12 protein-coding genes are annotated in these 15,283 nt (G+C 59.6%); 9 read left to right on the top strand and 3 right to left on the bottom strand.

Annotation, left to right across the window (positions count from 1 at the left end; translation table 11 throughout):
• The first annotated feature begins 57 nt into the window (after positions 1-57).
• The 8 genes from CDO73_RS07370 (at position 58) to CDO73_RS07335 (ending at position 11,210) form a co-directional block, all read left to right on the top strand.
• Positions 58-1,899, top strand: coding sequence for a UbiD family decarboxylase (locus CDO73_RS07370; protein ID WP_088487866.1), 1,842 nt, complete (start codon positions 58-60; stop codon positions 1,897-1,899).
• A gap of 307 nt (positions 1,900-2,206) precedes the next feature.
• Positions 2,207-3,577: an LLM class flavin-dependent oxidoreductase gene (locus CDO73_RS07365; RefSeq protein ID WP_088487865.1), complete on the top strand. Its 1,371-nt coding sequence runs from the start codon at positions 2,207-2,209 to the stop codon at positions 3,575-3,577.
• Between the two features lie 132 nt (positions 3,578-3,709).
• Entirely contained in the window at positions 3,710-5,401 is a 1,692-nt protein-coding gene (locus CDO73_RS07360; RefSeq protein ID WP_088487864.1) for an ABC transporter substrate-binding protein, read from the top strand.
• Between the two features lie 118 nt (positions 5,402-5,519).
• Complete coding sequence (locus tag CDO73_RS07355; protein WP_088487863.1) at positions 5,520-6,455, top strand: ABC transporter permease; 936 nt, start codon at positions 5,520-5,522, stop codon at positions 6,453-6,455.
• The gene (locus tag CDO73_RS07350; protein ID WP_088487862.1) at positions 6,452-7,387 is read left to right on the top strand and encodes an ABC transporter permease; all 936 of its coding nucleotides are present in this window, start codon (positions 6,452-6,454) and stop codon (positions 7,385-7,387) included. The genes CDO73_RS07355 and CDO73_RS07350 overlap by 4 nt, the downstream gene beginning before the upstream one ends.
• Before the next feature lie 41 nt (positions 7,388-7,428).
• Positions 7,429-9,471, top strand: coding sequence for an ABC transporter ATP-binding protein (locus tag CDO73_RS07345; protein WP_088487861.1), 2,043 nt, complete (start codon positions 7,429-7,431; stop codon positions 9,469-9,471).
• A gap of 38 nt (positions 9,472-9,509) precedes the next feature.
• Complete coding sequence (gene ssuE / locus CDO73_RS07340) at positions 9,510-10,082, top strand: NADPH-dependent FMN reductase (RefSeq protein WP_088487860.1); 573 nt, start codon at positions 9,510-9,512, stop codon at positions 10,080-10,082.
• Positions 10,083-10,127: 45 nt separating this feature from the next.
• Entirely contained in the window at positions 10,128-11,210 is a 1,083-nt protein-coding gene (locus CDO73_RS07335; RefSeq protein WP_088487859.1) for an MsnO8 family LLM class oxidoreductase, read from the top strand.
• Between the two features lie 195 nt (positions 11,211-11,405).
• Here CDO73_RS07335 and CDO73_RS07330 read toward each other — a convergent pair whose 3' ends face one another.
• From CDO73_RS07330 to CDO73_RS07320, 3 genes are all read right to left on the bottom strand, one after another.
• A complete protein-coding gene (locus tag CDO73_RS07330) occupies positions 11,406-11,726 on the bottom strand; it encodes a hypothetical protein (protein WP_143536091.1) in 321 nt (106 codons plus the stop codon).
• Positions 11,727-12,159: 433 nt separating this feature from the next.
• Positions 12,160-13,593 carry a sensor histidine kinase gene (locus tag CDO73_RS07325; RefSeq protein WP_088487857.1) on the bottom strand — a complete coding sequence of 478 codons (1,434 nt, stop codon included), beginning with the start codon at positions 13,591-13,593 and terminating at the stop codon, positions 12,160-12,162.
• Positions 13,593-14,276, bottom strand: coding sequence for a response regulator transcription factor (locus CDO73_RS07320; protein ID WP_088487856.1), 684 nt, complete (start codon positions 14,274-14,276; stop codon positions 13,593-13,595). Before CDO73_RS07320 ends, CDO73_RS07325 begins: the two co-directional genes overlap by 1 nt.
• 225 nt (positions 14,277-14,501) lie before the next feature.
• Between CDO73_RS07320 and CDO73_RS07315 the strand changes: the two genes are divergently transcribed.
• Positions 14,502-15,242: a YceI family protein gene (locus CDO73_RS07315; protein WP_088487855.1), complete on the top strand. Its 741-nt coding sequence runs from the start codon at positions 14,502-14,504 to the stop codon at positions 15,240-15,242.
• Positions 15,243-15,283 lie beyond the last annotated feature (41 nt).

Genomic DNA, 15,283 nt, shown 5'->3' with positions numbered 1-15,283 from the left:
CGGCGGCGTAAGGTAAAATGGGAAGGATAACGACAATCGAAAGTAGGGACGCATACCATGACCTATCGCAGCATGCAGGAATGTATCGCCGATCTGGAGAACGCCGGACATCTGCTCCGCATCACGGAAGAAGTCGATCCGGAACTGGAGATGGCCGCGATTCATCTGAGAGTATTCGAGGCGGGCGGACCCGCTTTGTATTTCGAAAAAGTAAAAGGTTCGAAGTACGGCGCCGTATCGAACCTGTTCGGCACGATCGAACGCAGCAAATACATTTTCCGCGATACGTGGGAGTCGACGCAGGAAGTCATCGGTCTTCGCAATGAACCGATGAAGGCGCTCAAGCAGCCGCTTCGTTACGCGGGAACCGGCCTGTCCGCGCGCCGGGCGCTGCCGATCAAGAAGCCCGGCCTGCCCGCGGATTTCGAAGAGATCAAGATCTCCGATCTGCCGATGGTCAAGAGTTGGCCGAACGACGGCGGAGCGTTCGTCACGCTGCCGCAGGTGTACAGCGAAGATCCCGACAAGCCGGGCGTCATGAACGCCAATCTCGGCATGTACCGGATTCAATTGAGCGGAAACGAATACGTGCAGGACGAAGAGATCGGCGTGCATTATCAGATCCACCGGGGCATCGGCGTTCATCAATCCAAAGCGGCGAAACGGGGCGAACCTCTTAAAGTGAGCTGCTTTATCGGCGGACCGCCCGCGCATACGCTGTCGGCCGTCATGCCGCTGCCGGAAGGACTCAGCGAACTGACCTTTGCCGGGCTGCTGTCCGGACGGCACTTCCGTTACAGCTACGTCGACGGGTTCTGCGTCAGCCACGACGCCGATTTCGTGATCACCGGCGAGATCTATCCGAACGAGACCAAGCCGGAAGGCCCGTTCGGCGACCACCTCGGTTATTACAGTCTGGTACACGATTTCCCGGTGATGCGCGTGCATAAAGTCTATGCCAAGAAGAACGCCGTCTACCCGTTCACGGTCGTCGGCCGTCCTCCGCAAGAAGATACCGCGTTCGGCGCGCTGATTCACGAATTGACCGGCGGAGCGATCCAGCAGGAGATTCCGGGCGTCAAAGAAGTGCATGCCGTCGACGCGTCGGGCGTGCATCCGCTGCTGCTCGCGGTAGGCAGCGAACGTTATACGCCTTATCAGGCGGTGAAGCGGCCGGCAGAGATTCTGACTATCGCCAACCGGATTCTCGGCACCGGGCAGCTCAGCCTGGCGAAATATTTGTTCATCACGGCCGAAGACGACGGGCCGGTGAACGCGCATGACATTCAAGGGTTGTTCCGGCATGTGCTGGAGCGGATCGATCTGCGGCGCGATTTGCATTTCCAGACGAACACGACGATCGATACGCTCGACTACTCCGGTACGGGACTGAACAGCGGCAGCAAAGTCGTCTTCGCGGCCGTCGGCAAGCCGATCCGCAAACTGTCGGCGGACGTGCCCGCCGCGCTGCGCGATCTGCCGAACGGATTCGGCCGCCCGGTCATGGCCATGCCGGGCATCGCGCTGCTCCGAGCGCCGGCATTCGTCGATTACGGTACGGCCGAAGCGCAGATTCGCGAGCTGACCGAAGCGATCGCGGCGCGCGGTCCGCTGGAAGATTGCCCGATGATCGTGCTGTGCGACGACAGCGAATTCGTGGGGGCGTCGTTCGACAACTTCCTGTGGGTCGGATTCACCCGCAGCAACCCGTCGCATGATATTCGCGGCGTCAACGAGACGTATGCCCACAAGCATTGGGGCTGCGAGAACGTCGTCATCGACGCGCGCTCGAAGCCGCATCAAGCGCCGCCGCTGATTCCCGATCCGCAGGTCCTGCAGCGGATCGAACCGGTCTTCTCGCCGAGCGGAAGTCTGGGCATTCTGCGCGGAATGCGCTGACGGATAGAGGCCTTTCGGCTTGCCGGCCGAAAGGCGCGGTTTGATCTTTTTTGATTGCATCGGCTTCGGCCCGGCGCCTGCCGCAAACCTTCGAGTTTGCGGCAGGCGTTTTTTTGTTGTCTCGTTTTTGGGCAAACGTCAAGGATAAACGTCGCATTGTTTTCTTCTATATGCGTATAGAAAATGTCTATTAACCGAACGATTGACCCGGTGTTTCGAGGATGGTAAGCTTCTTCACAACCCGAAAACATACAAAAACCATCGGAATTAACGAATTAAATTCGAGGAGAAGAGAGGCGGAGAGAAAATGACTCAACAAACCCATCAACGCAGCTTGAAATTCGGCGCGATCATTCACGGAGTAGGCGGAAGCGTAACGGGGTGGAGACATCCGGAAGTACTGAGCGATGCCAGCGTCAATCTCGAGTTCTATAAGCGTCAAGCGCAAACGGCCGAAGAAGGCAAGTTCGATCTGGTGTTTATCGCCGACGGCCTCTATATCAACGAAAAGTCCATTCCGCATTTCTTGAACCGGTTCGAACCGCTGACGATCTTGTCCGCGCTGGCGGCCGTCACGTCGAAGATCGGTCTGGTCGGCACGCTCTCTACCTCTTACAGCGAACCGTTCACGGTCGCTCGCCAGTTCGCTTCGCTGGACAAGATCAGCGGCGGCCGCGCCGGTTGGAACGTGGTCACTTCGCCGCTCGAAGGAACCGCGCGGAACCATATCATTCGTTCCCACCCGGCTCATGCCGATCGGTACAAGATCGCCGAAGAGCATCTGAACGTGGTACGCGGTTTGTGGGATTCTTGGGAAGACGACGCATTCGTGCGGAACAAAGAAACGGGCGTCTTCTTCGATCCGGACAAGCTGCATCGCTTGAACCATCAAGGCGAATATTTCTCGGTCGAAGGTCCGCTCAATATCGACCGCTCGAAGCAAGGACAGCCGGTGATCTTCCAAGCGGGCTCTTCGGAAGACGGCAAAGCGCTCGCGGCGCGTTCCGCCGATGCCGTATTCACCGGTCATGAACGGCTCGAAGACGCGCAGGCTTTTTATCGGGACGTGAAGCGGCAGGCCGTCGCCAACGGCCGCAAGCCGGAAGATATCGCGATCCTGCCGGGAATCAATCCGATCGTCGGCGCGACCCGCGAAGAAGCGGAAGCCAAATACGAAGAGATCGCGTCGCTGGTCACCATCGAGAAAGCGCTCGAATATCTGGGCCGTTTCTTCGACCATCACGATTTCTCGCAGTATCCGCTCGACGAAGCGTTCCCGGATCTCGGCGATCTCGGCAGCAACGCGTTCAAGAGCGGCACGGACAAGATCAAACGCGACGCCAAAGAGCAAGGACTGACGCTGCGTCAAGTGGCGCTTCGTTCCGCCACGCCGAAAACGAGCTTTATCGGCACGCCGGAAGACGTAGCGAACCGAATTCAGGAATGGTTCGAGAACGAAGGCGCGGACGGGTTCATCGTGCATACCGATATTCCGACCCAGCTGCGCACCTTCGTCGATACGGTGGTTCCGATCCTGCAAGAACGCGGCTTGTACCGTCTCGATTACGAAGCGGATACGCTGCGCGGCAACTTGGGCGTACCGATTCCGGAGAACCGGCATACGGCGCAGCGCCGGAAGCAGGAGCAGGTTTCGTCGGAAGAAGCGGCGGTCAACTGATCGGCGGTCCGAACCCGATCGATTCGGAAAACAAACGGCGGTTCGGCGTTCGTTCGGACCGCCTGCCTGAATCAAGGCGTCGTTGCGATACATAGACGCGCATACTAAGACAGATAGAGGGGGCTTACTCACATGTACGGCGATACTACGGACAAGAGCTTATCCAAGGCTTCGATCGGCAGAAAAAGGTTCAACTGGAGTTACGCGTTCGGCGCATTGGCGCTCGCGCTGACAACGGCTCTTGCGGGCTGCGGTCCGGCGGACGGCGGGAAATCGGCGCAGGCGGCTTCCGGAACGACCGCAGCTTCCGCGCCGGTTCAAGGCGGCGAATTGACTTACGCGCTGGCCACGTCGCCGGACACGCTCGATCCGCGCCGCAGCGGCCTTGCCGTCTCGGTCCGCGTATTCGGCGCTCTGTACGATACGCTGCTGATCCGCAGCGCCGACGGTTCGCTCGGCCCTTCGCTGGCGACCGAATGGAAAGCGTCGGACGACGGTCTGAGCTACACGCTCAAACTGAGGGACGACGTGAAGTTCCAAGACGGCACGCCGTTCGACGCCGAAGCGGTCAAGTTCAATTTCGACAGCATCATCGATCCGGAGACGAAGGCCGCCAATGCGCTCGCGCTGCTGCGTCCTTACAAGTCTTCGGAAGTCGTGGACGAACATACGATCAAGCTGAATCTGGAGAAACCGTCCGAAGCGTTCCTCGGCAACTTAAGCCAAGGCATGCTCAGTATCGTATCGCCGACGGCCGCGAAGAAAGAAGGCGAAGATTTCGGCAAACATCCGGTCGGAACCGGACCGTTCAAGTTCGCGAGCTGGACGGAGAACGCCGACATCAAGCTGGAACGCAATCCGGATTACGCGTGGGGCAGCGCGGAGGCGTCCAACGCCGGAGCCGCTTATCTCGACGCGCTGACGTTCAAGATCGTGCCGGAAGAAGCGACCCGAATCGGCGGCGTGCAGAGCGGCCAAGTCTTGGCGGCGGAGACCGTGCCGCCGCAGAACGTGGTCGCGCTGAAAAACGATCCGAACGCGCAGCTTCTTCAAACGAATACGATCGGGTTCCCGTATACGCTGTTCTTCAATCTGGAGCATAAACCGTGGAACGAGCTGAAAGCGCGTCAAGCGGTACAGTATGCCGTCGATATCGATTCGATCGTCAAGACGCTGTATCTGGGGACGTACGAACAAGCTTGGTCGTCGATCACGCCGGGCATTCTCGGGTACGACGAATCGCTGGAAGGCAAGATCAAGCCGGACGTCGCCAAAGCGAACGCCCTGCTCGACGAACTCGGATGGGTCAAAGGCGCCGATGGGATCCGGGTCAAAGACGGTCAGAAGCTGACGCTGCATTACGTGGACGGCTCGCCGAACCGCGAGAAACGCAACGATATTGCGGCCATGATTCGCGAGCAGCTCAAAGCGGTCGGCATCGAAACGGAAGTGGAAATCACGCAGGATGTAGCGACGGTCGTCTACCAGAACTGGGATTACGATCTGTACGGCAACAGTCAGGTCAATTCCGATCCGAACGGACTGGTCTCGTTCTATCATTCGACGAAAGAAGGCGAACGACGAACGCTGTCGGGGCTGTCCGATCCTCAGGTAGACGAGTGGCTGGATCAAGGCGCGACCGAGAAAGACGAAGCGAAGCGGGCCGAGCTGTACAAGAAGGTGCAGCAGTATATCAGCGATCAAGCGCTGATTCTGCCGGTGTACGTCTTCCCGTATACCGTAGCCGCGGGCAAATCGGTGCAAGGACTCAAATTCGACCCGTTCGGTTACCCGATCTTCAACGATGTCTATCTACAAAAATAATCCGCAAAAATAAGTTCGTCCGAGCGGTTCCGCGAAAAGAATTTCGAGCAAGTCCGCGCGGCCGCTTCCGAGGCGAAGAAACGAAGCGGTCCGAACCGGACGAAAGGAGGAAGACGTTATGCTTCAAGCCGCCTTGTCCCGGCTGCTCAGCTCTCTGCTCGTGATCGTCGGTTCGCTGGCATTGGTATTTTGCATCTTCTACCTGCTGCCGGGCGATCCGGTGCTGTCGATGGTCGATCCGACTTCGGTCAGTCCCGAAGTCATCGAAAACCTGCGGCAGCAGCTCGGGCTCGACCGTCCGTTCCATGAGCGGCTGCTGACGTATTTCGGCGACATGCTGACCGGAGATTTCGGCCGTTCGCTGGTCGGCTCCGATCCGGTGCTGCCGAAGATTCTGGCGCAGGTGCCTTCGACGCTGCTGCTTACGGCGGCCAGCGCGCTGGTAGCCGTGGCGGTCGGCGTCACGCTGGGCGTGTTATCGGCGGTCCGCAAAGGCGGCATCATCGATCTGATCGCCCGAATCGTCGGACTGTTCGGCATCTCGATGCCCACGTTCTGGTCGGGAATTCTGCTCATCCTGATCTTCTCGGTGCAGCTCGGCTGGCTGCCTTCGATGGGCTCGGACGGTTGGCGCACTTTGATTCTGCCGGCGCTCGCGCTCGGCTTCGTCGGAGCGGGTTCGATCGTGCGCATGGTGCGGGGCAGCATGCTCGACGTGCTGAACGAGCCGTTTATCACCACTCTGCGCGCCAAAGGGCTGCGCGAACGGGCCGTTCAGTACAAGCATGCGCTTCGCAGCGCTCTGATCCCGGCGGTGACGCTGATCGGGATGCAGATCGGCGATATGCTGGCCGGAACGGTCATTATCGAAACGGTGTTCTCGCGGCAGGGCATCGGTCGGATCTTGGCCGACGCCATCATGGCCAAAGACCTGCCGGTCGTGCAGGGGATCGTCTTCTTCACGGCGATCGTATACGTGGGCATCAATCTGCTGGTCGACCTGTCTTACGCGGCGATCGATCCGAGAATCAGACGGAAAGGAGCGAAATCATGAAAAATTCGGCGACATCGGCAGAACCGGCGGCGCGCGGCGCATGGCTCGGCCGCTTGGCGGGACGCAGCCGAAAAAGCGCTTATGCCGCAGGTCGGCAGGCCGTTTCCCGGCGGCGTTTCGGGTCGGCCGATCTTCTGACGGTTCTCGCGGGTCTTGCGGTTTCTTTTCTCGCCGCGTGCGCGCTGCTGCCCGGCTGGATCGCGCCTTATTCGCCGACCGAGATGAATACGGCCGCGATTCTGCAAGGTCCTTCTTCGGCGCATCTGTTCGGAACCGATTATTTCGGCCGCGACGTGTTCAGTCTGGTGGTATACGGAACTCGGGATTCGCTGCTGATCGGCGTCAGCTCCGTGATCGTCGGCGTGCTGCTCGGCGGTACGCTCGGCTCGCTCGCCGGATACGTCGGCGGCAGGCTCGACGCGGCGATCATGCGGATCATGGACGTCCTGTTGACGATTCCCGGCATCCTGCTGGCGCTGACGATCGCGGCGGCGCTCGGCCCGGGCCTGCGCAATATCGTGCTCGCGATCGCGATCTCGTCCGTGCCGGGGTATGCCCGGGTGATGCGCGGACAGATCATGGCGATTCGCGGCCGGGGATACGTATTCGCTTCGCGAGCGCTCGGAACCAAGCCGTCGGACGTGCTGCTTCGGCATGTACTGCCGAACTCGGCCGCGCCGCTGCTGGTCATGGCGACTTTGGGATTGGGATCGTCGATTCTGGCCGGAGCGGGATTAAGTTTTCTGGGGCTCGGCGTACTTAAAGAAATTCCCGACTGGGGCGCGCTTCTGTCTCAAGGACGCGGTTATCTGACCGTCGCTTGGTGGATCTGCACGTTCCCGGGCCTGACGATCACGCTGTTCGTGCTCTCGGTAAACTTGATCGGCGACCGTTGGAGAGACGCGGTCGATCCGAAGCGCAAAGGAAGATAAACGCCGGCCGCACAGGCGGTCGCCAAAGGAGGATCGACATCATGACGCAGCCCCTGCTTGAAGTCAAAGACCTGACGATCGACGTCCATACGCCGAGAGGCACGCTGACGGCCGTGTCGGAGATTTCGTTCGATATCGCGCCCGGCGAGACCGTCTGCCTGGTCGGCGAATCGGGCAGCGGCAAAACGATCGCTTCCAAAGCGATCTTGAGGCTTACCGATTACGAGAACGGCAGCATCGCGGGCGGAAGCATCCGGTTGGGCGACGATTTTATCGATTCGCTGCCGCAGAGCGCCGTTCGCGGTCTTCGCGGCCGCAAAGCCGCGATGATCTTCCAAGAACCGATGGCGGCGTTCGATCCGGTCTTCACGATCGGCAGCCAGATCGTGGAGACGATGGCGGCGCATCGCCGCGAACGGAAATCCAAGTTATGGGCGGAAGGCGCGCAGCTGCTGCGCCGGGTCGGCATCCCCGAGCCGGAACTTCGCATGAAGCAGTATCCGGGCGAACTGTCCGGCGGCATGCTTCAGCGCGCCATGATCGCGATGGCGCTCTCCGGGGAACCGGAGCTGCTGATCGCCGACGAACCGACGACGGCGCTCGACGTCACCATACAGGCGCAGATTCTTGAGCTGCTGAGCGAATTGAAGCAAAGTCTCGGCATGTCGATCCTGCTGATCACGCACGATCTGGGCGTCGCGGCCGAGATGGCCGACCGGATCGTCGTGCTGTATGCCGGACGCATCGCCGAACAGGGAACGGCCGCCGAAGTGCTCGGCAATCCGCGGCATCCTTATACGATCGGCCTGTTGAATGCCGTCGCGACGCAAGAAGGCCGCCGCGGCGAACGGCTGCGCGCGATCGAAGGCTCGCCGCCGGGTCTGGCCGAGATGCCGGACGGCTGCCGATTCCATCCGCGCTGCGCTTGGGCGACCGAGCGCTGCCGAAGCAGCGTTCCGCCGCTGAGCGAGCAGGGCGGCGGACGCTTCGCCGCCTGCTGGCACGCCGACGAAGTCGCGGCCGCCCCGCGCGGCGGAAGTCCGGCGGGCTTCGCTTCCGCCGTTCCCGCCTCGACCTCGGCGGGAACGCCCGGCGCCTCGGCCGCGCCGGCCGAATTCTCCGCTTCGCGCCCGCTGCTCGAAGCGGAGAACCTCGCCAAGCATTATCCGCTCGGCGGCGGATGGGGCCGCCCGAAGCGTATCCTTCGGGCCGTCGACGGCGTATCGCTGTCGATCGCCGAAGGCGAGACCTTCGGACTGGTCGGCGAGTCCGGCAGCGGCAAGTCGACGCTGGGCCGCCTGCTGCTTCAGCTCGAACCGCAGACGAGCGGGGAAGTGCGCTTCCGCGGCGAAGCCTTGACGCTGCGGGACCAAGCCCGCTGGCGGCAGTCGCGCCGCGATCTTCAGATCATTCATCAAGACCCTTACGGAACGGTCGATCCGCGTTGGAATATCGGCGAGATTATCGCCGAGCCGCTTCGGGCGCATACGTCGCTCGGCGCTGCCGAGCGTCGCGAGCGGGTCGGCGAACTGCTCGAACAAGTCGGCCTGCAAGCCGCTTGGCAGAACCGTTACCCGCACGAGTTCTCGGGCGGTCAGCGTCAACGGATCGGGATCGCTCGCGCCATCGCGGTCAATCCGCGGTTCGTTTTGGCCGACGAGGCCGTCTCCGCGCTCGACGTCTCGGTACAGGCGCAGATCGTCAATCTGCTGCAGGATCTTCAACAGAAATTAGGCTTGACCTCGGTATTTATCGCGCACGGCCTGCAAGTCGTTCGCCATATTTCCGATCGGATCGGAGTCATGTATTTGGGGAAGTTGATGGAAGTCGCGCCCGGCGAAGAATTGTTCCGGAATCCGGCGCATCCGTACACGCGGGCGCTGCTCTCGTCGATCCCGGGAACATCGGCGGCGAACCGGGAATCGTTTATCGTCAAAGGAGAAATTCCGTCGCCGACGAATCCGCCGGCCGGCTGCCGGTTCCATACCCGCTGCCCGCTGGCGACCGATCTGTGCCGCAACGTCGAGCCGCCTCTGGCGGAGATCGGCAGCCGGCATGCCGCCGCCTGCCATTATCCGTCGTAAATTCGCTTGTTCTTACTTATTCCCGAGGAGGAATTTCCATGACCCAGAACGTCCTGATCGTCTCCGGCAGCCCGAATCGCTCGTCCCGATTGTACGGACCGGTGAACTATTTGCAAGGCCGATTGACCGAAGAAGGCTTCGACAGCGAACTGCTGCATATCGCGGAGCTTCCGGCCGCCGACCTGATCGGCGCCAACTTCGCGGGTTCCGAGATCCGCGCCGCGCTGCGGAAGGTCGACGCGGCGGACGCCGTCGTATTCGCCAGCCCGGTGTACAAAGCTTCGTATTCCGGCGTGCTCAAGACGTTCCTCGATCTGATCCCGCAGGAAGGTCTGCGCGACAAACCGGTACTGCCGCTGTTCGTGGGCGGAACGATCGCGCATCTGCTGGCGATCGACTATTCGCTGAAGCCGGTATTGAACGCGCTCGCCGCGCGCAACATTCTCGGCGGCGTGTTCGGGGTCGATCGGGAGATCGAACGCCGCCCGGAAGGCGGATATATTCTGTCGGCCGAGATTCAGTCGCGTCTGGAACGTTCGCTGTCCGAACTTAAGCTCGAGCTGGCCCGGCGCGAGAGCGTGCCTGCGGCGCTTCCGGGCGTGCATGCCTGATATCACTTGATCGATCGAGAACGGGAGAAGGAAAGAGGGGACGATATGGAGATACGATTGAGCATTTTGGACCAAACGCCTATTTTTGAACAAGATACGCCCGAGCGGGCGCTGCGCTATACCGTCGAATTGGCCCGCCGCGCCGATCGACTCGGCTATCATCGGTTCTGGGTGTCGGAACATCACGATTCCCGCTCGGTCGCGGGATCTTCGCCGGAAGTGCTGATCGCGTATCTGCTCGCGTCCACGGAGCGGATCCGCGTCGGCTCCGGCGGCGTGATGCTTCAGCATTACAGCCCGTACAAAGTCGCCGAGAGTTTCAACGTGCTGGCGAATCTCGAACCGAACCGGCTGGATTTGGGCGTCGGACGCGCGCCGGGCGGCCTGCCGCGTTCGACGCGGGCGCTGCGCCGAGGCGCGCCGGAAGAAGACGCTTCGCTGTCCGGCAAGCTGGAAGAACTGCAAAACTATCTGCACGGCATCGAGCCGGGCGAAGGCGATCCGCTCGAAGGACTGCGCGCCGAGCCGGTATCGGAGCAGCCCGCGCGTCTTTACGTGCTCGGAGCGAGCGCGGACAGCGCCGATCTGGCGGCGAGTCTGGGCCTGCCGTATGTATTCTCGCTGTTTATCAACGGAGACTTGGGTCAAGCGGAAGAGGCGCTGCAGCGCTATCGGGACCGATTCGTGTCCGCGAACGGGTCGCGACCCGAATCGATTCTGTCGGTGTCCGCCGCGGCCGCGGACACCGACGAAGAAGCGGAAGGCATCGCGGCGGAAAGCGATCTGTTCCGCGCGGTTCTCGCCAGCGGACGGAAGATCACGATCGGCGATCGGGCGCGCGCCGAAGAATTCGGCATTCAATCCGGGGAAGAATACCGCATCGAACATATTCCTTCCCCGCTGATCAAAGGTTCGGCGGAAACGGTCGGTCGACGGCTGCGGGAAGCGGCCGAACGCTGCGGCGTCGAAGAACTGGTCATTACCAGTCCGATCCGCGAGTTCGCGAAACGGATCCGTTCGTACGAGCTGCTTAGGGATTATTTTGCCGGCACGCGGCCTGAAGAATTCGAACCCGAAGAATCCGAACCGGCGAACGACGGGGGTTCTCGGCCGATCGTTTCGGCATAAGCTCGATAAAAAGAGAGGTCGACGCGCGAGCAGAATCGTGCAGCGACCTCTCTAAGCCGTTTTCGGCGCAGGGGGCAAGAGGAAGGCCGTACGCGCAGCCGATTATGCTGCCGCAAAAAAAAGAACCCGGTATCGGGTTCTTTTCGTTATGTCTTTCGTTATGATCGTAGAATCGGTCGTGCTTCGGAACGTCTTTCAGCGGTTTCGCGAAGTATACAGCACTTTGGCCGTGGTCTTCACGATCAATTGACGTTGAGGTTCCTGCGGTTTGTCGGATTTGCCGGCTTCTTTAAATACGCCGTTGCAGGAAGAACAGAGCCGTCCGCTGCGCGTATCGCAGCCGCATGATTCGCAAGGGTAAGTCAGGTTGGTATACGTAAGGGACGATAAGCGTCCGGATTTGATAAAAGCATGCAGCTCGCCGAGCGAGACGCCGGTTGCTTTTTGTAGGTCTTTGGTTGTGCTTTTCGGGCGCATCCACAGATGATCGAGGCAGCGATTGAGACTGTTGTCCATGTCTGCGCTGCAAGAAGAACAGAGGTTGCGAAGATTTTTTTGATAAATGCTTCCGCATTTCGGACAATAATCGACCAAAAGAGTCATCTGTAGCACCTCGCTATCATTGTGTGATTTTCTTTGTAGGCTTTAGGTTGTAGAACCATAATACTATCTGACCGAATAGCGCGCAAGGACCAAAACTGAAATTAAGCTTAATTTAAAGGTTTTTGCCTTTTTAGTAGGCCTAAAGACCTTTTTTGTAGCAAGAACCGTATAACAGAGCCTTTAGAAGCTTATCCGGCAAAAAACGACACGGTTCCGACTATCGACGCAGCCGCTCGCCGCGATGCGGCAAAACGCCGAAAAGCCCGCCCGAGTCCTTGAAGATAGGACTTTCAGGCGGGCTTTTATAAAGATTCGCGATCGGATTCCTAACAAGGGAGAAAAGAGATCAGCGTATGCCTCGCGGAAGTTCCAACGAAAACGTCGTACCGGACGGACCGCTCGAACGCAGCAGCAAATCTCCGCCTTGAGCGCGTGCCAACAAACGGCTGTAAGTCAGGCCCAGACCGAGTCCGCGCGTGGCTCTTTTCTTCTGTTCGCTGCGGTAGAATCGGTCGAAAACATGATCGCGGTCTTGTTCGCGGATGCCGGTGCCGTTGTCGGCGATCTCCACATGGATGCGTCCCGTGGATTCGCGGATCGTAAGCCGAAGCCGCAGAGGGCGTTCGGGATGGGCGGCTTGCAGCCCGTTATTCAGAAGATTGACGACGATCTGCTGAATCCGCAACGCGTCGCCCGTCGTATAGATCATCTCTGCGGGGAAATCGTAGTCGATCTCGATGGAGTCGCATTCATGCGGCAGCTTCCATTGGTACACGATCTCCGATACCAGCAGTTTCAAATCGATCCGGTCTCGGCGTACGGAGACGTTGCCGGACGAGAACGCGTTATAGTCGAGCAGGTCGGCGACCATCCGTTCCATCCGGCCCGATTCCTGAAGCGCGATATCCAGAAACTCTTTCGCTTCTTCGCCCGTAACGACTTCTTCGCGCACGGCCATGACCAACCCCTTGATCGAAGTGACCGGCGTCTTCAACTCGTGGGTGACGCCGGCCAGCGACAATTCGCGCCATTCTTCCAATTGATGCAGCCGGCCGGCCATGCTGCGGAACGAATCGACCAATTCGCCGAGTTCGCGTTCTCCCGTTTGAATCTGAAGCTCGACGTCGTAACGTCCGTTGCGAATCTGTCTCGCGCTTTCGGCGACTTCGCGAATCGGCCGGGACAATTTGCGCGAGAGCAGATAGATCGTAAACCAACCGGACAAAGCCAGCACGCCCAGCAGCGAAGCGAACGCGATGATTTCGTTCGAAGTGTATAGAGGCGTTTTGCGGAACTGGCTGATGTAGACGCCGCCGATTTCTTTGCCGTTTTGCATGATCGGCGTATCGATCAATTGATACTCCGGCTCGCCGGAACGAGGCCGCGGATGCAATTTATCGCGGATTTGCTGCGGAGTCATCTCGGGGCGGGTGAATACCGCGTTGCCCTGCGCATCGGCGACAAGCAGGCACACGTCCAGATTGATGTTGAACAGTTCCATGCGTTCGTCGAGAATCGTGTTCAGATTGCTCGGAATATATAGCGAACCGTCTTCGGTCTTGACGCGATCCGCGACTTCTTGCCCGAGCATGGCGGCGGTGCGCGAACGGTTATCCATCGCCGTTTCGCGGATGCCGTACAGCGCGACGCCTCCGGCGATCGCCAGCGCAGCGAACAAGATCAGAAAATAGCGCAGCGTCCAATAAGTCAGGATGGAAGTCGCCCTGCGCTTGCGAGTTCTTCCTTCCGAGCGCCGCACCGGCGCCGCGATGACGTTCATTATTCGGCGACCCAAAATTGATACCCCGTTCCTCGTAAAGTGCGAATCTCCCCGTTTTCCGTCGGCCAATGGGACAACGCTTGCCGCAGCCGCTTGATCGACAGATCGACGGCGCGGTCGCTGCCTTCGTAATCCATTCCCCATACATGTTCGATCAACTGATCGCGGGTGAACATGCGGTTCGGATAATCGGACAAGAACATGAGCAGCGACAAGTCGCGGGGCGTAAGCGGAACTTCGGCCCCGTTGAGCAGGACGCGCTGCGCGTTAGGATCGATGACCAGTCCGCCGAACCGTTTGCTGGCGTCTTCTCCGCTGTAGACGGGCCGTCTGCGCAGCACCGCGTTCACTCTCGCCACCACTTCTTCGGGGACGAACGGTTTGGTCATATAATCGTCGGCGCCGCCGTTGAGTCCGTCAAGCCGATAATCGATATCGCCGAGCGCCGTGAGCATGATGACCGGACACGATCCCCGTTTGCGGATCTCCTCCAACAGCTCCCAGCCGTCGATGCCGGGAAGCATGATATCCAGCAGCACGAGCGCCGGCTGCGTCTCTTCGAATCGTTCCATCGCCTGCCTGCCGTCCGCGACGCGTTCGACGGCGAACCCGGCTTTTTTGAGATAAGCGGCCAGCACCCGGGCAATGGCTTCCTGATCTTCGACGATCAGAATCGTGGTCATGGCGATCTTCTCCTTCCTTGCATAAATCGTGCGTTCATCTATGTTTTTCGGCAGGAAACAAAAAGGGTCATGGCTTCTATTCTACGTACAAAATCGCTCAGGGCAAGGCTTTTCGACGCTTTTTGTCCGGATCGGAAAACATTTTTTCGCTGCCGGGGCTTTGACATTTTCCCGACATATTGGGGTGTTATGATACCAAAAAAAACGGTCAGGGAGGAAAAACAAATGAACAAGAAAGCCAGAAATTGGATGATCGCGGCAGCGGCGGTAGTGGTGATCGGCGGGGCGGGCGGTTACGCTTGGATGACGAGTTACCTCGGCAATAACGTGGAGATCGAAAGCGTGCTGCCGACCGAAGCGTCTTCGAATTCGGCCTCGACGACCGGCGCGACCGCCAAAGCGGCGGAAGCGACGAACACGGAAACTTCGGGAGCGGCCGTGGCGGCGGACGACCTGAACGGCGAATGGAAAATCGCCGATACGTCGAAAGTGTATTTCTCCGTCAAGACGTCGCAAGAAGAAGTCAATTTCGCGGACGACAAAGTCAGCGGAACTTGGAACGTGGACGTTGCCGACCCGTCGAAAATGAAAGGCAGCGGAGCGATCGAGATCGACGCGATCGACTCGGGCAACGCGCAGCGCGACGAGCATATCAAGAGCGACGATTTCTTCCAGATGAGCCAACATCCGCAGGCGACGTTCACGGCGGATTCGTTCGAAGGCCTGCCGACGGAATGGAAAGAAGGCGAAGTTTACGATTTCAAGATGGGAGGCACGCTGACGGTCAAAGGGATCGAGAAGCCGGTCAAGTTCGAAGCCAAAGCTTCGTATCAGGGCGGCAAGCTGCTGCTGTCGGGCACGACGACCGTGACGTTCGAAGACTTCGGCCTGAAGAACCCTCATTCGGTCGTGCTCAGCACGGAGAACGATATCAAAGTCCAATTGGAACTGTCGCTCGCGAAATAAGCCGGAGCGATCAGGCGGCGGAATCCGCAGCCTGCACCTTT

The organism is Saccharibacillus sp. O23 (assembly GCF_002205895.1).
In the GTDB taxonomy this organism is placed as follows: Bacteria; Bacillota; Bacilli; order Paenibacillales; family Paenibacillaceae; genus Saccharibacillus.
The sequence above is the reverse complement of the archived record's forward strand: the minus strand, read 5'-3'. Positions and strand labels throughout refer to the sequence as shown.

What these genes read in the sequence shown, in the direction of transcription:
- CDO73_RS07320 (WP_088487856.1), bottom strand. Translation starts at nt 14,276, where the DNA reads ATGACCACGATTCTGATCGTCGAAGATCAGGAAGCCATTGCCCGGGTG.
- CDO73_RS07315 (WP_088487855.1), top strand. Translation starts at nt 14,502, where the DNA reads ATGAACAAGAAAGCCAGAAATTGGATGATCGCGGCAGCGGCGGTAGTG.
- CDO73_RS07330 (WP_143536091.1), bottom strand. Translation starts at nt 11,726, where the DNA reads ATGGACAACAGTCTCAATCGCTGCCTCGATCATCTGTGGATGCGCCCG.
- CDO73_RS07360 (WP_088487864.1), top strand. Translation starts at nt 3,710, where the DNA reads ATGTACGGCGATACTACGGACAAGAGCTTATCCAAGGCTTCGATCGGC.
- CDO73_RS07350 (WP_088487862.1), top strand. Translation starts at nt 6,452, where the DNA reads ATGAAAAATTCGGCGACATCGGCAGAACCGGCGGCGCGCGGCGCATGG.
- CDO73_RS07325 (WP_088487857.1), bottom strand. Translation starts at nt 13,593, where the DNA reads ATGAACGTCATCGCGGCGCCGGTGCGGCGCTCGGAAGGAAGAACTCGC.
- CDO73_RS07355 (WP_088487863.1), top strand. Translation starts at nt 5,520, where the DNA reads ATGCTTCAAGCCGCCTTGTCCCGGCTGCTCAGCTCTCTGCTCGTGATC.
- CDO73_RS07365 (WP_088487865.1), top strand. Translation starts at nt 2,207, where the DNA reads ATGACTCAACAAACCCATCAACGCAGCTTGAAATTCGGCGCGATCATT.
- ssuE (WP_088487860.1), top strand. Translation starts at nt 9,510, where the DNA reads ATGACCCAGAACGTCCTGATCGTCTCCGGCAGCCCGAATCGCTCGTCC.
- CDO73_RS07335 (WP_088487859.1), top strand. Translation starts at nt 10,128, where the DNA reads ATGGAGATACGATTGAGCATTTTGGACCAAACGCCTATTTTTGAACAA.
- CDO73_RS07370 (WP_088487866.1), top strand. Translation starts at nt 58, where the DNA reads ATGACCTATCGCAGCATGCAGGAATGTATCGCCGATCTGGAGAACGCC.
- CDO73_RS07345 (WP_088487861.1), top strand. Translation starts at nt 7,429, where the DNA reads ATGACGCAGCCCCTGCTTGAAGTCAAAGACCTGACGATCGACGTCCAT.